The 23,462-nt window shown below is 73.3% G+C and carries 13 protein-coding genes; 7 read left to right on the top strand and 6 right to left on the bottom strand.

Annotated features, from left to right (window positions below; translation table 11 throughout):
• Positions 1-3: 3 nt before the first annotated feature.
• From ABFX54_RS22035 to ABFX54_RS22020, 4 genes are read left to right on the top strand one after another with little or no spacing between them, the layout of a single operon-like run.
• Entirely contained in the window at positions 4-426 is a 423-nt protein-coding gene (locus tag ABFX54_RS22035; RefSeq protein WP_346107555.1) for a S26 family signal peptidase, read from the top strand.
• The gene (locus ABFX54_RS22030) at positions 416-2,311 is read left to right on the top strand and encodes an ABC transporter ATP-binding protein (protein WP_346107553.1); all 1,896 of its coding nucleotides are present in this window, start codon (positions 416-418) and stop codon (positions 2,309-2,311) included. The genes ABFX54_RS22035 and ABFX54_RS22030 overlap by 11 nt, the downstream gene beginning before the upstream one ends.
• On the top strand, positions 2,284-2,445 hold the full coding sequence (locus ABFX54_RS22025; RefSeq protein ID WP_346107552.1) for a hypothetical protein: 162 nt from the start codon (positions 2,284-2,286) through the stop codon (positions 2,443-2,445). The genes ABFX54_RS22030 and ABFX54_RS22025 overlap by 28 nt, the downstream gene beginning before the upstream one ends.
• Before the next feature lie 25 nt (positions 2,446-2,470).
• Positions 2,471-2,656, top strand: a complete 186-nt coding sequence (locus ABFX54_RS22020; RefSeq protein ID WP_346107550.1) for a hypothetical protein — start codon at positions 2,471-2,473, stop codon at positions 2,654-2,656.
• 82 nt (positions 2,657-2,738) lie between these two features.
• Here the strand turns inward: ABFX54_RS22020 and ABFX54_RS22015 are convergent, their stop codons facing one another.
• Positions 2,739-3,497, bottom strand: coding sequence for an AfsR/SARP family transcriptional regulator (locus ABFX54_RS22015; RefSeq protein WP_346107548.1), 759 nt, complete (start codon positions 3,495-3,497; stop codon positions 2,739-2,741).
• Positions 3,498-3,618: 121 nt separating this feature from the next.
• On the opposite strand from ABFX54_RS22015, the gene ABFX54_RS22010 reads away from it, so the two are divergent.
• A complete protein-coding gene (locus tag ABFX54_RS22010; RefSeq protein WP_346107547.1) occupies positions 3,619-3,780 on the top strand; it encodes a hypothetical protein in 162 nt (53 codons plus the stop codon).
• 62 nt (positions 3,781-3,842) lie between these two features.
• On the opposite strand, the gene ABFX54_RS22005 is transcribed toward ABFX54_RS22010, so the two are convergent.
• The 3 genes from ABFX54_RS22005 to ABFX54_RS21995 are packed head-to-tail and all read right to left on the bottom strand — an operon-like array spanning position 3,843 to position 18,411.
• Positions 3,843-5,531, bottom strand: coding sequence for an ABC transporter ATP-binding protein (locus ABFX54_RS22005; protein WP_346107545.1), 1,689 nt, complete (start codon positions 5,529-5,531; stop codon positions 3,843-3,845).
• Positions 5,524-16,611, bottom strand: coding sequence for an amino acid adenylation domain-containing protein (locus tag ABFX54_RS22000; RefSeq protein ID WP_346107544.1), 11,088 nt, complete (start codon positions 16,609-16,611; stop codon positions 5,524-5,526). The genes ABFX54_RS22005 and ABFX54_RS22000 overlap by 8 nt, the downstream gene beginning before the upstream one ends.
• Before the next feature lie 24 nt (positions 16,612-16,635).
• Positions 16,636-18,411: an ABC transporter ATP-binding protein gene (locus ABFX54_RS21995; protein WP_346107542.1), complete on the bottom strand. Its 1,776-nt coding sequence runs from the start codon at positions 18,409-18,411 to the stop codon at positions 16,636-16,638.
• Between the two features lie 143 nt (positions 18,412-18,554).
• Here ABFX54_RS21995 and ABFX54_RS21990 point away from each other — a divergent pair, with 143 nt between their 5' ends.
• On the top strand, positions 18,555-19,655 hold the full coding sequence (locus ABFX54_RS21990; protein WP_346107540.1) for an alpha/beta hydrolase-fold protein: 1,101 nt from the start codon (positions 18,555-18,557) through the stop codon (positions 19,653-19,655).
• 148 nt (positions 19,656-19,803) lie between these two features.
• On the opposite strand, the gene ABFX54_RS21985 is transcribed toward ABFX54_RS21990, so the two are convergent.
• The gene (locus ABFX54_RS21985) at positions 19,804-21,120 is read right to left on the bottom strand and encodes a lysine N(6)-hydroxylase/L-ornithine N(5)-oxygenase family protein (RefSeq protein ID WP_346107538.1); all 1,317 of its coding nucleotides are present in this window, start codon (positions 21,118-21,120) and stop codon (positions 19,804-19,806) included.
• A 122-nt stretch (positions 21,121-21,242) separates the two neighbouring features.
• Between ABFX54_RS21985 and ABFX54_RS21980 the strand changes: the two genes are divergently transcribed.
• Complete coding sequence (locus ABFX54_RS21980; protein WP_346107536.1) at positions 21,243-22,187, top strand: methionyl-tRNA formyltransferase; 945 nt, start codon at positions 21,243-21,245, stop codon at positions 22,185-22,187.
• Between the two features lie 81 nt (positions 22,188-22,268).
• Here ABFX54_RS21980 and ABFX54_RS21975 read toward each other — a convergent pair whose 3' ends face one another.
• On the bottom strand, positions 22,269-23,432 hold the full coding sequence (locus ABFX54_RS21975) for an NAD(P)-binding protein (RefSeq protein WP_346107534.1): 1,164 nt from the start codon (positions 23,430-23,432) through the stop codon (positions 22,269-22,271).
• Positions 23,433-23,462: the final 30 nt, after the last annotated feature.

Here is a 23,462-nt window from a genome sequence, read left to right as displayed (position 1 = left end):
GCGGTGCTGGCAGCGGCGTGCGGGGTCGCGGGGCTTGCCCTCCTGGCCGTACGGCTGCGCAGGACGCACCTGGTGATCCGGGTTCACGGCGCCAGCATGGCGCCCACGCTCACCGACGGGGACCGGCTCCTGTCCCGGCGCACGGATCTGGCGGAGCTGCGCAGCGGGCAGATCGCGGTCGTCCTGAGCCCGCGCCCGACCGGCAGCAAGTACCTGATCAAGCGCGTCGCCGCCGTGCCCGGCGATCCGGTGCCCGAGCAGGTGAGGTGGGTCGTCGCCGACGACGTCGTCCCCGACGGCAGGTTCGTGCTGATCGGTGACAACACCGAGGCCAGCTTCGACTCCCGCGAGCACGGCTACTTCCACGCCGCCGACCTGCACGCCGTCACCGTCAGGAAGCTGGAGAGGCAGCGGCATGGCCGCTGACGGGGCCCGGCTGAGCGCCGCTGCGCATGAGGCGGTCGCCACCGGCTGGAGCGCCGCCGCCGCCCCCATGATCGGGTACGCGGTCACCCTGCTGGGCACGGCCGTGGCGCCCGTGGCGGTGGCCTGGCTGACCAAGCTGGTCATCGACGGGCTCACCGGCTCGGCCTCCCTGGCCGGGCTGCTCGGCCTGGCCGCGGGTCTGGCCGGCACCGGCGTCGCCGCCGCGATCCTGCCGCACTGCTCGCGCTACCTCGGCGGCCAGATCGGCCGCGCCATGGCGGCCACCACGACCGACCGGCTCTTCGCGGCCACGGCCCGGTTCCCCGGGCTGCGGCCGTTCGAGGACCCGCGCTTCCTCGACCGGCTGCGCCTGGCCCAGGAGGGCACGTCGCGCGCGGAGGGCATCGTCACCGAGGCGTTCGGCCTGGTCCGCTCCGCTGTCACCGTGATCGGCTTCGTCGGCTCGCTGCTGGTGATCAGTCCCGTCATGACCGTGGTCGTGCTGTGCGCGGCAGGCCCGGCCCTCGTCGCGCAGCTGAAGCTGTCCCGGCGGCGTACGGCGATGATGTGGCAGATCGGCCCGGCGGAGCGGCGGCAGCTCTTCTACAGCACGCTGCTGAGCACGATCGAGGCGGCCAAGGAGATCAGGCTCTTCAACGCGGGCGGATTCCTGCGCGGCCGGCTCATGGCCGAGCTGGCGACGGCGCACGCGGGCAAGCGGCGGATGGACAGGAAGGAGCTGTCGGCGGAGGGGGCGCTCGCGCTGCTGTCCGCCGTGGTGGCCGGGGGCGGGCTTGTCTGGGCCATCGCCGCGGCGCGCACCGGCACGCTCACCGTCGGGGACGTCTCGATGTTCACCGTCGCCGTCGTCGCGGTCCAGGGCGGACTCGACGCGCTGGTCACCGGCATCGCGGCGACCGACCACAACCTGCGCCTCTTCGGCCACTACGTGGCGGTGATCAGGGCCGAGCCCGATCTGCCCCCGCCGGCCGACCCCGCACCGCTGCCGCCGCTGCGCCGGGGGATCGAGCTGCGCGACGTGTGGTTCCGCTACAGCGACGAACATCCCTGGATCCTGCGCGGCGTCGACCTGTTCCTCCCGTACGGCGCCTCGGTCGCGCTCGTCGGCCTCAACGGCGCGGGCAAGAGCACGCTCGTCAAACTGCTCTGCCGCTTCTACGACCCGACCAGGGGAGCGATCCTCTGGGACGGGACCGACCTGCGCGACGTGCGGCCGGAGGAGCTGCGGGAGCGGATCAGCGGCGTCTTCCAGGACCACATGGCCTACGACTTCTCCGCCCGCGACAACATCGGCGTCGGCGACGTCGCCGCCCGCGACGACCTCGGCCGCATCCGCGCCGCCGCGCGCAGGGCGGGCGTGGACGAGCTGCTGGCGGGCCTGCCGCGCGGCTACAACACGCAGCTCACCCGGATGTTCACCAGTGAGGAGGACCGCGCGGACGCCGCCACCGGCGTCGTGCTCTCCGGCGGCCAGTGGCAGCGGACCGCCCTGGCCCGGGCCTTCCTGCGCGAAGGGCGCGACCTGATGATCCTCGACGAGCCGAGTTCGGGCCTCGACCCCGAGGCCGAGGCCGACGTGCACGCCCGGATGCGGCGGCACCGCGCGGGCCGGACCAGCCTGCTCGTCTCCCACCGGCTGAACACCGTGCGCGACGCCGACCTGATCGTCGTGCTGAAGGACGGGGCCGTCGCCGAGCTGGGCTCCCACGACGACCTCATGGCGGTGGACGGCGAATACGCCCGTCTCTTCCGCCTCCAAGCCCGCGGCTATCACGAGGTGCCTGACCGTGATGCCGCGCCCATCGGACCCGAGACAGGAGAGGAGGTGAAGAAGGAATGCTGGACAAGCTCATCGACCGGTTGATCCCGACCGTCAAGGCCGACGCCGCGTGCACCCCGAGGTGCGTGCAGATCAGCTACGACCCCAACACCGGTTGCTACAAGATGCGTTGCTACAACACTGACTGCACCTACCGGACGGTCACTCTGTGCGAGTAAGACGTGGGATGAAGGGTGGAGCAAGGTGAAACTCATCACCGACCTGGCTGACCGGATCGTCGCCTTCGTCGTGCCGTCCGGCGACGCGCAGGCCGCCTGCACCGCGCGGTGCATCGTCGTCAACACGACCTGTACCGGCAGCATCTGTTGCACCGTCTTCAAGTGCTGGAGGACGGACTGTTCCGTCTACACCAGGAAGCAGTGCGCCTGAGTGAGTAAAGGGAGCTGAGGGGAGGGCCTTCTGGCAGGCGCCGGCCAGAGGCGCTCCCCTTCGGCCCGTACCCGCCGACGGGCTAGGACGACGCGCCTTCGAGGATGGCCTGGTGGCGCCGGCGTAGCCGGTCGGCGGGTTCGATGCCGAGCTCCGTGCTGAGGATGTCCCGCATGCGCCGGTAGGCGGCCAGCGCCTCGGCGCGGCGGCCACGCCCGGCCAGGGCGCGCAGCAGCAGCTCCCACAGGGACTCGCGGAACGGGTGCGCCTCGACCAGGCGCTCCAGCTCCGGGATGACGGAGTTGTGCAGGCCGAGCCGTAGTTCGGCCTCGGCCCGCAGCTCGGACGCGGTCAGGTGCATCGCGTCGAGGCGGCGGCGCTCGCACAGCACGGTCTCGACCTCGATCCCCGGCGCCAGCGGCCCGCGCCACAGCTCCAGCGCCGCGCGCATCAGCTCGGCCGCCTCCGCCGCGCCGCCCGCGGCCAGCGCCTGCGATCCGCGGGTGAAGCGCTGCTCGAACGTCCTGACGTCCACCGCCCGGTCGGGGACGGTCAGGGTGTAGCCGTTCCCGAGCGTGGCCAGCTCTACACCGTGGCCGGCCAGTGGCGCCAGGGTGCGCCGCAGGCGGTAGACGTACGTCTGCAGACTCGCCCGCGCGGTGGCCGGCAGCTCCTCCGGCCAGAGCTCCGTCATCAGCCGGTCCACGCTGACCACTCCGCCCGGCCGCAGCACGAGAACGGCGAGGATCGCCTGCTGCTTCGCGGCACGTACGCCGATCGCCCGGCCCCCGCGGTCGACCACCGCCATGCGTCCTAACAGCTGGAACATCGTCTGGGTCATCGTGCACCTCCGATCGGCATTCTGATCGGGGCGAGTATGTTCCAGGTATGACGGGCGGCTCGCGGCGCCGTACCAGCCGGTCCCAAGTGATCCACAAGACGGGCCCGGTTGCATGATGCCCATGAGAACTCGTGTACGCCGCGCCGCGGCTCTGGCCCTCGTCGTCGCCACTGCTGCCCTCACCGTCGGTATCACCAGCGCCCCCGCGCAGGCGATGCCGCCCGAGGGCTGGTACCGCTGCTACGTGCCGGGCTACGGCGCCATGTGGTGCCTCGACGTGTAAGCGGAACAAGCAGGCCGCCCTCCCCGCCAAGGGAGGGCGGCCTTTTCGCTTTTATGGCGAGGTCAGCGGGCCACGGCCTGGCGGTAGCCGGCGTCGGCGGCGAGCAGGTCGCGGTGGGTGGCGTCGGCGGTGATGACGCCGCCGTCCAGGACGAGGACGCGGTCCGCGGCGTCGAGGAAGGCGGGACTGCTGGTGATCACGACGGTGGTGCGGTCACGGCGGAGCCGGGCGAGGTTGCGCGCGATGAGCTGCTCCGTGACCGCGTCCACGGCCGTCGTCGGGTCGTGCAGGACCAGGATCTCGGCGTCGGCGGCGAGGGCGCGGGCCAGCGACAGCCGCTGGCGCTGCCCGCCCGACAGGTTGGCGCCGCGGTCGCGGACGCCGTGGTCGAGCCCTTCCGGGTGGAGGGCGACGACGTCGGACAGCATGGACGCCTCGACGGCCTCGGGCAGCAGGCCGGCGGTGCCGGAGGGGTCGATGTTCGTGCGCAGCGTGCCCGCGAAGATCTCCCCGTCGTACGGGTTGACCAGCAGGTGTTCCCTGCCCGCCTCGATCGACAGGTCCGCCGTCTCCTGCCCGCCGACCCGTACGACGCCCTCATAGGCGCCGGGCGGGACGTGCACGGCCAGGATCGCCGCGAGGTCGGCCGCCGCCTGGGCCTGGTAGGCGGCGATGGCCACGAACTCGCCGGCGGCCACGTGGAACTTCACCTCGCGCAGCGACCTGTACCGGACGCCGTCCACCTCCAGGCCGCCGCCGGCGGACGGGCGCCGCGTGCCCGGGGTCATCACCGGGCGCGCGGCCAGGACGAGCGCCATCCGCTCGGCCGACGCGCGCGCGATCATCACGTATTTCGGCATCTCCGAGAACAGCCTGAGCGGCTCCATGATGAACTGCGCCAGCCCCACCGCCATGACCAGCTCACCGATGCCGATCCGGCCCTCGAACGCGAGCCGGCCCGCCGTCAGGGTCACCGCGGCGGCGAGCGCCGCGTTGAGCGCCAGCGCGATGCCGGCGTACGCGCCGTTCACCCTGGCCACGGCGATCGCCTGGCTCTTCGCCTCCGTGCTGACCTTCCGGTACGACCGGAACGCCGCGTAGTTGCCGCCGAAACCGTGCAGCGGGCGCAGACCGCTGATCAGGTCGGCCACCTTCGCGCCCGCCCGCGCCACCCTGGCCTGCTGCTCCCGGGTGCTCGCGCCGATGCGTTTCGACATCACGCTCAGGATCGACAGGATCGCGACCGTGCCGACGATGACCAGCAGGCCGAGCCGGACGTCGGCCAGGCCCAGCGCGACCGCCGTGATCAGCACCGCGACCAGCGAGCTGATCAGCAGCGGCACCACCTCGATGATGTCGGCGGTCTGGTCGGCGTCCTCGGTCGCGATGGTCAGCACCTCGCCGGACTTCAGCCCGGTGTCCCTGGCCACCGGCTGCAGCGCGCAGCCCGCGACCCGTACCCGCCAGCGGTGGGCCTCGGTCGTGTTGGCCTTCTGCAGCACGCGCATGCCGAACCGCCACGACAGCGACACGGTGGTGATGATCACCGCCAGCGCCGCGATCGACAGGCCGAGCCGGCCCAGGTCGCGCTCGCGCATCGTGTGCTCGACGATCAGGCCGAGCGCGATCGGGAAGGCGGTCTCGCCGGCCTGGTAGAGGCCCATGAGCAGGGTGCCGCCCGCCATGGCGCCGAGGTTGCGCCGCAGCGTGGTCCGCAGGATCGCCGCGCGGGAGGCCGGTTCGTCAGTCATCGAGGTGCCGGGCGATCGCTTCTGGCGTACGCAGGGCGTACAGGTCGCGGATGGTGATCCTGGGGCCGTACTCGCGGCGGAGCAGCCCGGCCAGCCGCACCGCCAGCATGGAGTGTCCCCCGAGGGACAGGAAGTCGCTCACCGCGCTCACCTCGTCATCATCCAGGTCCAGGGCCTCGGCGAAGAACTCGCACACCGTGATCTCGGTCTCGGTCGCGGGCCGCCGCTCGCCCGCCGTGCTCAGCGCGCCCAGGGGCTTGGCCTCGGGCAGCGCCTTGACGTCGGCCTTGCCGTTCACGGTCAGCGGGATCGCGGCCACCTCGGCGTAGTGGGTGGGCCGCAGGAAGTCCGGCAGCCCGGCGCCCACCTCGGCGGCGACCTCCGCCAGGTCGGCGCCGTCCAGCACGAGGTAGGCGGCCAGCCGGTACGCGCCGTCCACCTGCGGGTCCGGCTGGGCCACCGCGGCGGCGAACCGGACCGCGGGATGCGCGGTGAACGCGGCCTCGACCTCGCCCGGCTCGACCCGATGGCCGCGGATCTTGACCTGCTGGTCGGTGCGGCCCAGGTAGGCGAGGTTCCCGTCCGGCCGGCGGAGCACGAGGTCGCCGGTGCGGTACATGCGCTCGCCCGGCTCACCGTACGGGCAGGCGACGAACCGGTGCGCGGTCTGGCCGGGCTGCCCCAGGTAGCCGCGGGCGATGCCGACGCCCGACACGTACAGCTCGCCGGGCACGCCGTCCGGCACGGGGCGCAGCCACGGGTCCAGCACGTACACGTCGGTGTTGTCGATCGGCACGCCCACCACCGGATCCTGGCACTCGAACGTGCCGACGCCCAGGGTGTTGATCGTGTACTCCGTGGGGCCGTACAGGTTGTAGCCGACCGTGCCCTCCGTCTCGTCCAGGCGCTGCCACAACGCCGGCGTGACCGCCTCGCCGCCCAGCAGCACCAGCGGCGGCCGCCGTCCCGGGTCGTCGAGCAGCCCCTCGGCCACCAGTTGCTGCGCGTAGGTGGGGGTCACGTTGACGACGTCGATCGTGTGCCGCAGGCAGTACTCGACCAGCCGGGGCGCGTCGCGGCGCAGCTCCTCGTCGCAGATGTGCACCTCGTGGCCGTCGGCCAGCCAGAGCAGCTCCTCCCACGACATGTCGAACGCGAACGACACCGTGTGCGCGATCCGGAAGATGCGGTGCCCGTGCTCGGCCAGGACCGGCTCGAAGATCCGGCGCCGGTGGTTGATCAGCATGTTCGTCAGCCCGGCGTACTCGGTGACCACGCCCTTGGGGCGGCCGGTGGAGCCCGAGGTGTAGATGACGTACGCCGGGTGGCGCAGGCGGTCGGGGTCGTCCGGCGCGAACGTCGTGACCGGCTCGGCCTCGGGCAGCGGCCGGTCCAGCTCGATCAGCCCAGGGGCGGTGGCCGTCAGGCGGGGGGAGACGGCGCTCACGGTGAGGATCACGTCGGGGCGGGCGTCGGCGACGATCGCGGCGATCCGTTCGTCCGGATGGTCCAGCTCCAGCGGCACGTACGCGGCCCCGGCCCGCAGCACCGCGAACAGCGCCACGATCGAGTCGAGCGAGCGCGGGATGGCCAGGCCCACGGTCCTGTCCGGGCCGAGCCCGCGCGCGGCGAGCACTCCCGCGACGGCCCGGCTGTGCTCCTGGAGCTGCCCGAACGTCATCGTCTTGCCGTCGGCGACGAGCGCGACCCGCTCGGGGCTGCGCTCGGCCGCCCGGTCGAACCGGTCGACCACGGTGTCGGGGCCGACGTCCGTCCGCGGGCCCCGCTCCGGCTCCGCCCCGAACCCGGGCAATCCGCCCACGGGTCCGGTCGCGCGGGCCACGTCGCCGAGCACGCGCAGATAGTCGTCGAGCAGGGCGCGGGCCCGCTCGGTGTCGTCGTCGCGGTACTCCAGCTTGATCGTGAACCGCTCGCCCGGCGTCACCACCCAGGTGAACGGGTAGTGCGTGGAGTCGTCGGCGCGGACCGAGGTGATGCCGTGCCTGGCGTTCATCGCGGCCAGCGCGTCCAGGTCGAGGAAGTTCTGCAGCACGAAGAGGTTGTCGAACAGCGTGTCGTGCCCGCCGGTCCGCTGGATCTCGCCCAGCCCCAGGTGCTCGTGCTCCATCGCGGCGACCCTGGCCGCCTGCACGCCTTCCAGGTATTCGCCCACGGTCTCGTACGGGCGGGGCCGCGTCCACATGGGCACGGTGTTGAGCAGCACGCCGACGATGCCGTCCAGCCCTTCGCCCTCGCGGCCCGAGACGGTCACCCCGAACACGGCGTCACCGCGGCCGGTGTGCGCGCCGAGCAGCAGGCCGAACGCGCCGGTCAGCAGCGAGTTCAGGGTGACGGCGTGGGTCCGCGCCGCCTCCCGCAGCAGGTCCGACTGCTCGGCGGAGAGCGTGTGCACGAGCTGTCGCGGCAGGGCGTCCGTCAAGGACGGCGTGGGCCCGGCCAGCAGCGTCGGGCCCGGCAGCCCGGCCAGGTGCTCGGCCCAGAAGCGCCGCGACGGATCCGGATCCCTGGCGTCGAGCGCGCGGGCGTGCTCCTCGAAACTCGGCGTGGCCGGGACCGGGTCCAGCGGCTTGCCCGCGACGGCCGCCTCGTAGGCGTCGAACAGGTCGCGCAGCACGATCTCCCGTGACCAGCCGTCCCACAGCAGCAGGTGGTAGCTCAGCAGCAGGCCGTCCCGGCCGTCCGGCCGGCGCACCACGGTGAGCCGGATCAGCGGTGGCTCGCCCGGGTCGAAGCCGGTGTCGCGATCCCTGGCGCACAGGGCCTCGACCTCGGCGTCCGTCGTCAGGGCGATCGTCCGCACGCCGGCCCGCCGGCCGGCCGCGAGCACCTGGACGGGGTTCCCGGCCGCGTCGGCGGTGAAGCCGGCGCCTGTGACCGGGTGCCGGGCGATCACGTACGCCATCGCCTCGGCCAGGGCGTCGGGGTCGAGCCGCCGGTCGAAGGTGAAGTAGTTCTGCGCGACGTAGTGGCCGGCCGGGCCCGCGAGCTGGGCCTGGAAGAACAGGCCGCGCTGCAACGGGGTCACCGGGGCCGTCCGCTCGGCCGTCGCGGCGGCCTCCGCGATCCGCTCCAGCGCCTGCCGCCAGTGCTCGACGATCTCGCCCGGCACGGCATCGGCCAGGGTGAAGGTGGCTCGCAGGGTGCCGGTGCCCGCGTCGATCCAGGCGTTGACCTCGACCGCGTACGGGCTGCCCTGGTCGCCGCCGGTGATGGGGAGCGCCTGGGACTCGGTGGCCCGGCCGAGGTAGTTGAACAGCACCTGGGGGCGGGCGGTCAGCAGCGGGGCCGTCTGCGGGTTGAGGTACCTGAGCCGGCCGTAGGCGATGTGATCGGATTCGTCCGGCCGGCGCTCGGCGACCTCGCGCGCCGCGGCGACGGGGTCGGTGTGCGGGGTGAGCCGTACGGGGGCGATGGCGGTGAACCAGCCGACCGTGCGGGCGTAGTCGTGCTGGTCGCCCGCCGGGACGCGGCCATGGCGTTCCAGCTCGATCGCCAGGTCGGTGGGGGCAGGCTGGACGTGCGTCAGCGCGGCACGCAGCGCGCCGCACAGCGACTCGGTGAGCCCGAGCCCGAGCGCGGCGGGCGCGGTACGGGTCAGGGCGGTGGTCAGTTCGGGCGGGAGCTCCACGGTGGTGTCGCGCAGACCCTCCGGCTTGGGCAGCAGCGGGGGCGCCTGGAGCGCGGTGATCCAGCGGTCGAGGGTGCCGGCCGCCTGGGCCTGGGTGGCTCCCGTGGCCAGGGCGTCGGCGTAGTCGGCGTAGGAGGTGGTCGGCGGGGTGAGCGGTGTGCCGCGCAGGGCGGCGGCCAGGTCGTCCAGCAGGATCAGCCAGGAGACCGCGTCGACGGCCAGGTGGTGCACGACGATCACCAGCGTCCGGCTTCCCGCCGGCCACGCGAGCGCGACCACCTCCCCGGCCTCGGGATCAAGCCTCCCGGCCAGCTCGTCCGCCACGGCCGCCGGGTCGGCGGCCGCCTGCGGGTGGGTGACGGTGACCGTGCGGGTCGGGTCGGTGCGCAGGGTCCATACGCCGTGCTCGACGCGCAGCCGCAGCCGCAGCATGGGGTGCGTGGCCACCACGGCGTTCGCGGCGCGCTCGACGTCCTCGAACCGGGTGCCCTCGGGCGCCACCAGCGTCCTGGCCTGGGCGAACCTGGCCAGCGAGCCGCCCAGCTCCCGCTGGCGCAGGATGATCGGCGTGGGCGTCAACGGGCCGTCCTCGCGCCGGGCGGGGGCCGTGACTCGCGGGGTGCGGGTGCTCACGTGGTCGGCGAGCGCGCGCGGGGTTCTGAGCAGGAACACGTCGCGCGGGGTGATCGGCAGGCCGAGCGCCCTGGCCCGGTTGACGACGGTGATGGCGACGATGCTGTCCCCACCGGCGACGAAGAAGTCGGTGTCGGCGTCCGCGTCCACGCCGGGAAGCGCCTCACCGAAGACCTTGACCAGCGCGGCCAGCGCATCGTCACCGGCGGTCACGGTCCCATCGAGGGCGGACGTGGGGCCGTCGAGGGTGGAGGGCGTTCCGTCGAGGGCAGACGCAGGTCGGCCGTTCACGAGCGTGGTGGGGAGGTCGTCCCCTGCGCCGCCGGTCGCGTACGTTCCGGCGTCGGTCAGGGCCGCGCGGTCCAGCTTGCCGTTCACCGTCAGGGGGAGGGCGTCCACGCGCAGCACCCGGCCGGGCACCATGTGCGCGGGCAGCTTCGCCGACAGAGACGCCGTGAGGTCGTCGGACACCTGCCCCACCACGTGCGCCACCAGTTGGTCGCCGCCGGCCGCCACGGTGACGGCCACGTCCACGACGGCGTCCAGCTCCCTGATCGCGGACTCCACCTCACCCAGCTCGATGCGGAAGCCCTTGAGCTGCACCTGGTCGTCGGCCCGCCCGACGAACTCCAGCTCGCCGTCGATCGTCCGCCGGGCCAGGTCACCCGTGTGGTACATCCGGGACCCGTCACCCGCGAACGGGTCGGCCACGAAGCGGCCGGCCGTGAGCTCCGGGCGGCCCAGGTAACCCAGCGACACCTGGTCGCCCGCGACGTAGATGCCGCCCACCCGTCCCGGCGGCACCGGACGGAGGCGGTCGTCGAGCAGGTACGTGGTCAGGCCGGGGATCGGGCCGCCGATCGGGCTGACGTCCCCGGCGGTGAAGTCGTCGCCGGTCAGCACCCGGTGGGTGACGTGCACCGTGGTCTCGGTGATGCCGTACATGTTGACCAGTTCAGGCGAGGCGGTGCCGTACCGCTCGACCCAGCCGCGCAGCCGTCCCAGGTCGAGCGCCTCGCCGCCGAAGATGATCCGGCGCAGCGACGTGACGGGCTCGCGTGCATGCCGGTCGGCCTCGGCGAACTGGTAGAAAGCGGACGGGGTCTGGTTCAGCACGGTCACCCCGCGCTCGCGGACCAGCCGGTGGAAGTCGAGCGGGGATCGGGTCAGTGCGTACTCGGGCAGCAGCAGCTCACCGCCGTACGCCAGCGCGCCCCACAGCTCCCACACCGCGAAGTCGAACGAGAAGGAGTGGAACTGCACCCACACGTCGTCCGGGCCGAACCCCATGGCGGGCTGGGTGTCGGCGAGCAGCGCCACCACGCTGGAGTGCGGCACGACGACGCCCTTGGGCCGGCCGGTCGATCCGGAGGTGTAGATCACGTACGCCGGGTCGTTCCAGTCGACCTCGGTCTCGTACCCGGCCTCGGCCTCGGGGGTGTCTGACGGCGGCTCACCCTCCTGGCCGGGCCCCGCCGGCTCGCCGTCCAGCGTGAGCAGCCGGGCCGGCGATCCCGCTCTGGCCGCCAGCTCGGTGAATCGCTCCCGTTCCGCCCCGTCCACGAGCACGACCTTCGGAGTGGCGTCGGCGAGCACGTACGCCAGCCGTTCGTCCGGATACGCCAGGTCCAGCGGCACGTACGCGCCGCCCGCGCTGACGACCGCGATCAGGGCGACGACCTGCTCCAGCGAGCGCGGGACGGCCACCGCGACCCGCTCACCGGGCCGCACCCCGGCCGCACGCAGCGCCGCCGCCAGCTCGTCCTTGGCCGCGGCCAGCTCGCCGTAGGTCATCGACCGGGTGCCGCCGTCGAGCGCGCACTGGGTGACGGCGGTGGCGGCCGGGTCACGGCGCGCGGCGGCATCGAACAGGCCCCCCAGCGTCACCGGCGCGAGCTCGCCGCCCAGGCCCACCGGTGCGATCACCCTGGCCTCTCTCGACGAAGGGCCGGTCGCGGCCACGGTGATCGGGTCGTCCGGGCGGGTGAGGAGGCCGGTCAGGGTGCGGGTGAACGTGAGCAGGATCGCCCGTGCCCGCGACTCCCGCAGCAGCTCCCCGTCGTAGATCAGGTTGAACCGCGCCCGCCCGCCAGGCTCCCGCTCGACCACCAGCGTCAGCGGATAGTGCGGCGCGCCCTCGTTCACCAGGTCGCTGATGACGAACTCGTCCCCGGGCCGGCGCAACGCCGTCACGTCCGTCGGCACGTCGAACACCACCAGGGTGTCGAACAACGTCCCGCTCCCGGCCAGGCGGCCGATTCTGGTCAGGGAGACGTGCTGGTGCTCCAGCACCGCGCTCTGGTGGTCCCGTACCGAGGCGAGCAGGGCGCGCGCCGTCGTGCCGCGCTCCCACCGGGCCCGTACGGGGATCGTGTTGATGAGCAGCCCCACCATGTCCTTGATGCCCGGAACGTCCGCATCGCGCCCGGACACCGTGGAGCCGAACACCACGTCCCGCCTCTGGAGGATGCCGCCGCCCAGCGTCACCGCCCACGCGCTGTGCACGGCGACGCTCAGCGGCACGCCCGCCGCACGCGCGGCGGCGTCGATGTCGCCGTCCAGCGCGCCGAAGACCTCGACGCCGGTCTCCGCGAAGCAGCCCGACGGGGTGTGCCCCTCGGCGACCAGCGACGGGCCGGGCAGCCCGGCGAGCTGCTCGCGCCACACCCGGTCGCTCTCGTCGCCGTCTCGCGCCGCGAGCGCCCGCACATGCGCGGGAAAACCGTCCCGTACGTGCACGCTCCCCGGCGCGTGGTACTCGGCCAGCAACGCGCGCAGCATCGGCGGCACCGACCAGCCGTCGGCGACGATGTGGTGCACGGTCTGCACCAGAATGCTCCGCCCCGGCCCGGTACGGACGAGGGTGTAGCGCATCAGCGGCCCCTCGGCCAGGTCGAACCCGGCGCGGCGGTCACGTTCGGCCAGGTCGCGCAGCTCGTCGTCGCCGATCCCCGGACGGTCGAGCGTGCGGAACGGCGCCGTGACGCCGCTCTCCAGCACCGAGACCACACGCCCGTCGGCGAGGGCGACGAACCGGGCGGCCAGGTTCGGGAACAGCGCGAGCAGCCGGTCGGCCGCCGCCGCGAGCCGACCGGCGTCCACCTCGCCGTCCAGCGTCAGGATCTGCTGCTCGACGTAGCTGCCGGCCGAGTCGTCGTCGAAGACCGAGTGGAAGTACAGGCCCTCCTGCAGCGGCGTCAGCGGCAGGACGTCGAGCAGCGCCGGGCCGTCGAGGGCGTCCACGTCGGCCTGCGTGAGCGTGACCGTTGCGAAGTCGCTGGGGGAGTGGCCGCCCGTGTCGAGCGCGGCCAGCCCGGTCAGGGCGTGCAGGAAGTACTCGCCGATCGTGGCGACGTCCTCGTCGGTGAACATCCCGTCCGGCCACGAGATGCTGGTGACCAGCTCGTACGCGCCCGTCGGCCCGGGTTCGGCGATGGCGTTGAACTCCAGGGCGCGCGGCAGCCGCATCTTCGGATCGCGCCTCTCGCCCAGTTGCCCGGTGGCGCCGGCGAGCTGCCAGTCGCCGGGGGTGCCCGCGTCGTAGCGTCCCAGGTAGTTGAAGAGCACCTGCGGCGCGGGCGCGTCGAACGCGGCGCCGGCCAGGTAGCGCAGAGCCCCGTAGGAGACCCCGTTGTCCGGCACCCGGGCCAGGTCCTCCTTGACCGCCTTGAGCGCGGCCGACAGGTACGCGGGCGCGGTGAGGTCGGCCGCCGCGCCCGGGTCCACGGTCACTGGGAACAACGTGGTGAACCAGCCCACCGTCCGCGACAGGTCGGGCTCGAACCCGGCCGCGCCGGCCACGAATCCCGCCTCGCGGCCGTGCCCTTCGAGCTCGATGTGCGCGAACGTCTGCTCCTGCCCGAGATCGCGCCGCCACCGCGCGAGGGCGACGGCCAGCGCGGTCAGCAGGACGTCGTTGACCCCGGCGTGGAACCTGGCGGGCACCTCGCCGAGCAGCGCCGCCGTGATCTCGGGGCCGGCCGTGACCGTGCGCACCCGTTCCCTGGCGACGACGTCGGACCCGGCGAGCGGACGCCGGCCGAGCGGGCGGTCGGGACCCGGCAGTGGGTGCTGGAAGCAGCCGGGATCGGCCTCGGCCGCCGCCCGTTCCAGCAGGTGCGCCCAGCGCCGGAACGAGGTGCCCGCCGGCGGCAGCTCGACCGGCGCGCCCGAGTCGAGCTGCCGCCACCCCGTGGCCAGATCGTCCATCAGCACCCGCCACGAGACGCCGTCGATCACCACGTGGTGGGCGACCAGCACCAGTTGCCGGGACGCGCGCCGCCACACGGCCCGCAGCATCACGCCGTCGTCCGGGCTCAGCCCGGCGGTGGCGAGCTCCACGCACTCATCCAGGGGCCGATCGCTCTCCTCCCAGCTCGCCACGGCCGTGTCCGGCTCGGGCACGTCGAACCCCCACGGTTCCGCGCGGACCAGCCGGGCGCGCAGCATGTCGTGCCGCCTGACCAGGGCGGTGAGCAGCTCGCCGAGGGCGTCGGCGGTGAGCCCGTCCGGGGTGTTGAGCACCACGGACTGCACGAAACCGTCGATCGCGTCCGTGGTCCCGGCGAGCCAGCGCACGATGGGCGTCCCCGCGAAGGGGCCGGTCGCGACGTCCTCAAGGTCCGCCGACGCGGCCTCGGCCGGGGTGGCCACCGCCGCCAGCGCTCCCACGGTGAGGCTGGTGAAGATCTGCGTCGCGGTGACGTGCAGGCCCGCGTCGCGCAGCGCGCTCATCAGGGAGATCGCCATGAGGCTGTCGCCGCCGAGCCGGAAGAAGTTCTGGTCGGGGCCGACCTCCTCCAGCCGCAGCACGGAGGCGACGGCCGCGCACACGACGCGCTCGTTCTCGGTGGCGGGCGCGGCGACCGAGCCGGTACGCAGCTCCGGCTCGGGCAGCGCGGCGCGGTCCAGCTTGCCGTTCGCGGTGAGCGGGAACTCCTTCAGCACGACGACGTGGGCCGGCACCATGTACTCGACCAGGTGCTCGGCGGCCCACGCCCGGACCTCGTCGGGGCTCAGGTCGCCGGCGCCCGAGACGGGGATGACGTATCCGGCCAGATAGGTGCCGCCGGCCGCGTTCTTCCTGGCGACGACGCAGGTGTGCCGGACGCGAGGATGCTCGGCCAGGCCGATCTCGACGTCCTCGATCTCCAGCCGCATGCCGCGGATCTTGATCTGGTTGTCGGCCCGGCCGAGGAAGTCCAGCGACCCGTCGGGGGCGAAGCGGGCCAGGTCGCCGGTGCGGTAGAGGCGGGAGCCGTCGCCGGCGAACGGGTTGGCCACGAAGCGGGAGGCGGTCAGGCCGGGCGCGTTGACGTAGCCGCGGCCGAGCAGGAAGCCGCCCACGTACAGCTCGCCGCCGACGCCGACGGGGACCGGGCGCAGCTCGTCGTCCAGCACGTACAGCTCGGTGTTGGGGTTGGCCCTGCCGATCGAGGTGGACAGCCGCTCGGCGGCGCCCCGGTAGATCACGTGCGAGACGCCGATCGTCGTCTCGGCCGGGCCGTAGCCGTGGTACATGGGGATGTCGAGCCGGGTGCGGAAACGTTCGTACAGGTCGGGGGTGAGCACCTCGCCGCCGCACCACACGTGCCGCAGGCTGTCCAGCCGCCCCGAGTCGCCCTCGATCTCCAGCAGCACGTCCAGCATGGACGACACGAGGTAGGTGAAGGTGACGCGCTGCTCGGCGATCACGCTCAGCAGGTGGTGCGGGTCGCGCTCGCCGCCGGGCCGCAGCACCACCAGCCGGCCGCCGCACACCAGCGGCAGGAAGATCTCGTTGATGGAGATGTCGAACGACAGCGGCGCCTTGAACAGCGACGCGTCGTCATGGCCGAAGCCGAGGATCTCGCGGCTCTGCCACAGCAGCCGCTCGCTGATCGCCTCGTGCCGGATCATCGCGCCCTTGGGACGCCCGGTCGAACCGGAGGTGAAGATCACGTACGCCAGCGCGGGGCCGGGAATGTCCACCTCGGGGTCTTCTGCCGGGTACGCGGCGAACCGCCACGCGTCGAGATCGACGGTCACGGCCTCCGGCTCGCCCGCCGCGCCCGTACCGGAGGCGTCGAGCTGCAGCACCACGCCGGCGTCCTCGATCACGACCGCCCGGCGCGCGGCGGGCCAGCGCGGGTCGAGCGGCACGAACGCGCCCCCGGCCTGCAGCACGGCCAGCAGGCCGAGCACCATCTCGGCGGAGCGGTCCAGCGAGATGCCGACGATCTGCTCGTCGGTGAGGCCGCGTTCGATCAGGTGGTGGGCGAGCTGGTTGGACAGCGCGGCCGCCTCGCGGTAGGTCAGCGACCGCCGCTCGTCCACGATGGCGACCGCGTCGGGCCTGGTCCTGGCCTGCTCGCGGAACATCTCCACGATGGTGGGGCGCTCCCTGTCGGCCCTGGTGCCGTTCCACCTGGCCAGGGTCTCCAGCCGGGCCGCCACGCTGGAGGGGCCGATGGTGCCGAGCGGCCGGTCGGGGAAGTCGGCCAGGTCGTCCAGCGCCAGTTGCGCCTCGGCCGGGTCCACGCCGCCGGGCACGGCGATGCTCCGCCCGTCCGCGCCGACCTCCCACCCCGCGAGACCGCCGCCGCCGGCCGCCCCGTCCCCGGCCGCCCAGTCGAGGAGGTCGGTGAACGGGGTCGCGGGGGTGAGTTCCAGCAGGTCGGGGCTCTGGCCGGTGGCCCAGTGGGCGAGCCCGGCGGCGCAGGCCAGGGTGATGGTCCTGTCGGAACGGTCACCGGTCCGCCGGCGCACGTCGGCCAGTCGTGCGGGAGAGAGCGATACGAGACGAGGGCGCGCTTCCATCAGCCATCCTTCGCTAGTTGTGTTCTAGGAGCCTTCCTGCCAGGCCCGCCAGAGCCGGGCGTACCGGCCGCCGAGGGCGACCAGTTCCGCGTGGGTGCCCTGCTCCACGACACGCCCGGCGTCGAGGACGGCGATGCGGTCGGCCGCCATCGCCTGGGTCAGCCGGTGCGCCACGTACAGCGTGGTCCGTCCCGCGCACGCGGCCGTCACGGCCCGTTCCAGCTCGGCGGCGCCCTGGCTGCCCGCCTCCGCGGTCGACTCGTCCAGCACCACCACCGGCGACCGGTGCAGGATCAGCCGGGCCAGCGCGAGCTGGGCGACCTTGGTGCCGTCCAGCCGCTCGCCGCCCTCGCCGACCAGGGTGTCCAGCCCGTCCGGCAGCGCCTCGACCCACGGGCCCGCGCCGACGGTGCGCAGCGCGTCCATCAGCTCGGCCTCGCTCGCCTCCGGCGCGGCCAGCCGCAGATCGTCGGCGAGCGGGCCGGAGAACACATGCGTCTCCTGCGTCAGGATGCTGACCAGGGCCCGTGCCCCCGCCTCGTCCAGCCCGGCGAGGTCGGTCGATCCGATCCGCACCGAGCCGGCCTGCGGGGTGCCGATGCCCGCGATCAGCGCCGCGAGCGTCGTCTTGCCCGCGCCCGTCGCCCCGACCAGGGCGAGGGAGCCGCCCGCCGGGATCTCCAGGTTCACCTCCACCAGCACCGGCCGCTCGGTGCCCGGATAGGCGAACGTCAGCCCCTCCACCGTCACCGGATAGGGCCCGCCGTCCGCCGGCGCGGCCGCCGCCAGGCCCACCAGCCGCTCCTCCGTTTGCTCGGCCAGCACGCCGACCAGCCGGGTCAGGCTGGCACCCGACTTCTGCGCCTCGTCGAACGTGAACATGATCGCGCCCAGCGGATTGAACAGCCGGTGGAACAGCAGCGGAGCCACCGACGCCTGGCCCAGGGTGACGGCGCCGGCCTCCAGCAGCACGTACCCGACCACGATGATCAGGCTCAGCCCGATGAACTCGGCCCGGTTCTCCCTTCCGACGAACCGGCCGAAGAACCGGAACACCTCGATGCCGAGGTCGCGCACCCGCCACGACTCGCGGGTGACCTGGGCGCGGAAGTCCGCTTCGAGGCGGTAGGCGCGGACGGTGCCGATCCCGTTCAGCCCGCTGATCAGCGCCTGCGCGCGGTCGGCCTGGGCCTCCCGCTGCCGCTGGTAGAGCGGCGCCGACCGGGGCAGATACCAGCGCAGGGCCAGCCAGTACGCGGGCAGCGCCCCCGCCCCCGCCAGCCCGAGCCGCCAGTCCAGCCCGAACATGCCGGCCGTGGCGATGGCGACCAGCACCCCTGAGGAGAACACCGTGGGGACGGCCGTGCGGATGCCCTTCGACACCACGGCCACGTCGTCGCCGACCCTGGACAGCACGTCGCCCCGGCCGACCTGCTCGATCCGCGCGCTCGGCATGCCCAGCACCGCCCGGACGGCGGCCTCGCGCAGCCTGGCGAGCAGGTCCGCGCCCAGCCGCCCGATCAGGTACGTCGAAGCGGCCGTGGCGGCGGCGCCGAGCAGCACGGCGGCCACCAGCAGCGCCCCGATCGTGACGAGCACCGACGGCGCTTCGCCCGCGACCACCCCGTCGACCACCTGGCCGAGGATGAACACCGGCACCACCTGGAGCGCGGCTCCCGCCACGGTGGTCAGCACGGCGGCGGTCGCCAGCCCCGGCACCTCCCGCAGGTGCGCGGTCACCCAGCGGGTGGCCTCGGGCCCGGTCGCGGTGCGCAGGATGACCGGGTCTGGGGTGCTCACGCCTGGATCATGGCGGCTCGGGGGAAGGACACGTCGAGGGGCATCAGGTATCCCTTTGCAGTCATGCGCCCGTTGCCGGGCAGGCAAACCGTAACATGGGTAGCTTAGGTGAGGCTAACCTTACAGTCTCGATGGAGGGTCGCATGGAGAGCACCTTCGCCGCGTACGGGATGCCCGGAGAACCGGGGACCGGCGCGTTCTGGGCGGCGGCGAAGGGTCCCGCCGCGGTGCCGTCGGACGACGGCTGGACGGTGCTCTTCCTGTGGCGCGGCTCCCCGGCGAGCGCGCACTTCGAGAGCTGGTCGGAGCCGGTCGCGCTGCGCCGGTGGGGGGAGACGGACTGCTGGTACGCCGAGGTGGCCGTGCCCGCGCGGCTGCGGGTGACGTACTGGCTGGTCAGTGACGGCGTGGCGTACGCGGATCCGTTCAACCCGGTGGGCGCGGGCGGCGAACGGTCCATCGCCACGACCCCCGACGCCCCGGACCAGCCGCACTGGCCCGCCGTCGGTCCCGACGACGTCCTGCCCCTGCCGCGCGCCCGTCTGCGCTGGACCAGCGAGCGGCTCAACGGGCGGTTGGGCGAACGGCTTCGGCGGCGTACCGTGCGCCTCCATCCGGCGGGCGGCGGCGGGCCGGTCGTGCTGCTGCTCGACGGGGACGACTGGCTCTACCTGCACCCGGCCATGACCGCGTTCGACTCGGCCGTCGCCCGGGGCGAGCTGCCTCCCGTCACCCTCGTCTTCCTGCCCGCCCTCGACCGGGAGGCCGAGTTCGGCTGCCGGCCTGAGCTGTGGGAGGCGGTCAGGGACGAGCTGCTGCCCCTGGTGGCGGGCTGCGGCGTGCCCGCCGACACCGGCAGGCTCGTGGTCGCCGGGCAGAGTCTCGGCGGGCTGAGCGCGGTGTACGCGGCGCTGGAGTTCCCCGAGCTCGTGTCCCGCGTCGCCTGCCAGTCGGGCTCGTTCTGGTGGACGCCCGGGGCCGCGGACCTGGCCGACCCGCTGGGCGGTCCCGCCGGGGGCGTGGTCGCCGACCTGCTGCGGCGGCGGCCCGGCCTGTCCGGCCTGCGGGTCGCGTTCGACATGGGGGAGCACGAGCCGCGCATGTTGCCGCACGGCGAGCTGGTCGAGACGCTGGCGGCGCGGGCCGGGGCGACGGTGCGGGTCTCGCGCTCGCCGGCCGGCCACGACCGGGCGAGCTGGCGGCACGCCCTGCTCAGAGATGTCGCCTGGGCACTCGAAGGGTGAGCCGCGCCAGTGAGGAGGGCCATCTGGGACGTGCCGGTTCGGTACGCCGGTGAGACGCGCCGTGGTGGCGGGCCGGCCCGGGCAAGCGGCTGCTGGTCAAGGCCCTGCCCGCCGGCCCGCGCCGGTCGGCCGGCACCACGGCGCGGGCCTAGTGCGAGAACGCGTACGAGCCGCGCCCGCTCCTGCTCAGCCGGGAGGCCACCGCGTCGGCGATCTCCCCGGCCCTGACGGCGGTGTTCGACAGCAGCGTCGAGGTCAGGCCGTGGGTGTGCTCGGCGGCGCCCTGCACGTAGATGCCGCAGCGCACGTTCTCGGAGGTGACGATCCGGTAGTCGCGCTCGATGCGCAGCCCGCCGGAGGGCAGCCGTTCGCAGTGCTCGCCGGTGGCGCCCAGCAGGGTCAGCGGGTCGCCGGGCCGGTAGCCGGTGGCGTAGACGATCACGTCGGCCTCCAGCACCGTCCGCTCACCCGTGGGCAGGAACTCGACGGTGGCGTGCACGCCCTCCGCGTCCTGGGCCACGTCCACGAGCCGGGAGGCGTTGAGGATGCGCAGCCGTTCCTTCCCGCGCACCTTCTCCTGGTAGTGGCGGCGATACAGCTCGTCGATGAGGTCGAGGTCGACCACGGAGTAGTTGGTGGAGGTGTGGTAGGCGAGCAGCCGCTCCTTGACCGCCTCGGGGGCGCCGAAGAAGTGGTCCACCGCGGCGGGGTCGAAGATCCGGTTGGCGAAGGAGCTGTCGTCGGCCGGGGTGTAGCCGTACTTGGCGAACACCGCGCACACCTCGGCCTCCGGAAAGCGTCCGTGCAGGTGCTCGGTCACCTCCGCGGCGCTCTGACCGGCCCCGACCACCAGCACCCTGCGCGGGTCGGTGAGCGAGGGCAGCTTGTCCAGCAGCTCCTCGCTGTGCCAGATCCACTCGTCGCTGACGATCCCGTCGGGGAGCACCGGGGTCAGGCCGACGGCGAGGACCAGGTTGCGGGTACGCCGGGTGCTGAGCTCGCCGTCGGCCTGGCGGACCACGACGTCGAGGCACTCCACCGCCCCTTGATCGCCCCCGGTGACGGGCGTGACCGCGACCACCTCCGAGCCGTACTCGACCTGGTCGGCGAAGGGCGTCGCGGCCCACTCCAGGTAGTCGTGGAACTCCAGGCGCGACGGGAACATCGTCTTGTGGTTGATGAAGTCGATCATCCGATCGCGTGCCTTGAGGTAGCTCAGAAAGCTGAACTCGCTGGTGGGGTCGCGCATGGTGACCAGGTCCTTGAGGAACGAGACCTGCATCGTGGTGCCTTCGAGAAGCATGCCGCGGTGCCAGCCGAAGGAAAGTTGCTTCTCCAGGAACACCGCGTCGATCTGCTCGCCGGTACGCGCCCCGCGTTCGCGCAAGGCGATGGCCAGGGCGAGGTTGGAAGGGCCGAAACCGATACCGACAAGGTCGTGCACGGGCTGCTCGGCAGTGGGCATGGAAGGCCTTTCTGGAGGGGTCCTAGATCGGAGTCCGCGCTGGAATCCTTCTATAACTTAGGTTAGGCTTCCCTAATTGGCGAGGCCACCCCTACCCCTAAGTCGCCGAGCGAGGAGAGCTGATGCGGGTCGTGATGTTCGGCTACCAGACGTGGGGGCACCGCACCCTGCAAGCCCTGCTGGAGTCCGCGCACGACGTGGCGCTGGTGGTCACCCACCCTCAGAGCGACCACGCGTACGAGAAGATCTGGAGCGACTCGGTGGCCGGCCTGGCCACGGCGCACGGAGTCCCGGTCGTGCTGGCCAGCCGCCCCGACGACGACCTGCTCCTCACCCTCAAGGAAGTCCAGCCTGACCTCATCGTCGCCAACAACTGGCGCACGTGGATACCGCCGGAGTTCATCACCCTGCCCCGGCACGGCATCCTCAACGTGCACGACTCGCTGCTGCCCGCCTACGCCGGCTTCTCGCCGCTCATCTGGGCGCTCATCAACGGCGAGCGGGAGGTCGGCGTGACCGCCCACATGATGAACGACGAACTCGACGCGGGGGACATCGTGGTGCAGCGCGCCGTCCCCGTCGGCCCGGCCGACACCGCCACCGACCTGTTCCACCGTACGGTCGACCTCATCGCGCCCATCGTGGCCGAGTCGCTGGACCTCATCGCCTCCGGGCGTACGGACTGGACGCCCCAGGACCGCTCGAAGGCCAGCTTCTTCCACAAGCGCTCGATCGAGGACAGCAGCATCGACTGGACCTGGCCGGCCGAGGACATCGAACGCCTGGTCCGGGCCCAGTCCGACCCGTACCCCAACGCGTTCACCCACTACAAGGGCGAGCGCGTCCGCATCCTGAAGGCGTCCGTCTCCAAGGGGATCTACGGTGGCACGCCGGGCCGGGTGTTCATCCGCGAGGGCGAGGGCGTCGTCATCGTGGCCGGCGCCGAGGCCCGCAGGGGCCGCAGCCACGGCCTGGTCATCGAACGCGTCCGCACCGAGGACGGCACCGACCTGCCGGCCGGCGACCTGTTCAGGACCATGGGCGGCTACCTGACCGCCCGCCCCTGACCGATCACCGGCCCCGTGAGCGCGGCGCGGGGGGTGATCTGAAGGTGCGGGGAAGACGTGCGGCGCTCCGGGCTCGTGGGCCTACCGGGTGGCGTGGCCGGCGAGGCGGAGGGCGCGCAGGGCGCCGCCGGCGGCTCCGAGCGCGCTGGCGATGGAGATCTCGCCGCGCATGCCGGGCGCCGCGACCATGTCGCCCGCCAGGAACACGCCGTCGCCCCGCTCGACGGCCGGGCGGTCGCGCCAGGTCAGGCCGGGCAGGTCGAGCGCGCCGCTGCGGTGCCTGGCCGCGGCGGAGCGCCGCCAGGTCACCCGCTCGCGCCAGCCGGGCACCGTCAGGTCGGCCAGCGCCTCCACCCGCCGGATCGCCTCGGCCCTGCTCTCGTCCTTCCTGATCGGCATGTCGAGCTGGAACAGCGTCTCCCCGGCCGGGGCGGCGGTCGGGTCCTGCATCGAATAGCTCTCGTGGAAGCCGCCGGCGTCCAGGTCCCAGACGACGAACCGGTCACCGCGGGCCGAGCGTACGGCCAGGTCGAACAGCACGCAGTCGCCGCTCTCCCAGCGCAGGCCCGGGTCGCCGAGCAGCAGCCGGGCCGAGGACAGCTCGGTGGCCACGACCACCGGCCCGGCCGGCAGCTCGTTCACCCGCGCGCCCAGCTCGACGGCGACGCCGAGGTCACGGGCCCTGGCGGCGAGCCGGTCGATCACCGCCTGCCAGCCGCCGACCACCCAGCGGACCGCCGGCACGCGCAGCGCGAAGACCCGGCGCAGCAGATTCCACACGAACGCCGCCGACAGCCGTCCCGTGTCGGCGTCGAGGGTGACCACGCTGATCGCGTTGGCCGCCGCCCTGGCGGTCCGCTCGCCGAACCGGGCGGAGGCCCAGGTGTGGAAGTCCACGTCCACCGGCGCCGTCGCGGGACCCGTCGTCATCATCCGGACGAACCCGGCCGGCGGCAGCGCCCGCAGCCGGCCGTCGCGGACGAACCCCATCCGGAAATCCCGCGGCGCCGGCCTGCCCAGCGCTCCGACCAGCCCTCGCTCCCGCAACCACGCCCAGTTCGGGTCGTCGGCGTAGAAGACGTGACCGCCCCCATGAGCCAGGTACGGCCCGCCGATCGCCCGCCCCCGCCCGCCGAGCCTGTTGTGCGCCTCGTACAGCGTCACCTTCGCGCCCGCCTCCGCGCAGGCGACGGCCGCCACCAGCCCGGCCAGCCCGCCGCCGATCACCACGACCCGCTTCGCCACGTCGCTCCCCTTCCTCGTCGCCTCGTACGA

Origin of the sequence: Nonomuraea maheshkhaliensis, assembly GCF_039529435.1 — a bacterium.
Taxonomy (GTDB): Bacteria; Actinomycetota; Actinomycetes; order Streptosporangiales; family Streptosporangiaceae; genus Nonomuraea; species Nonomuraea maheshkhaliensis.
Note: the sequence above shows the minus strand (reverse complement) of the source record. Positions and strands in the feature narration are given on the sequence as shown.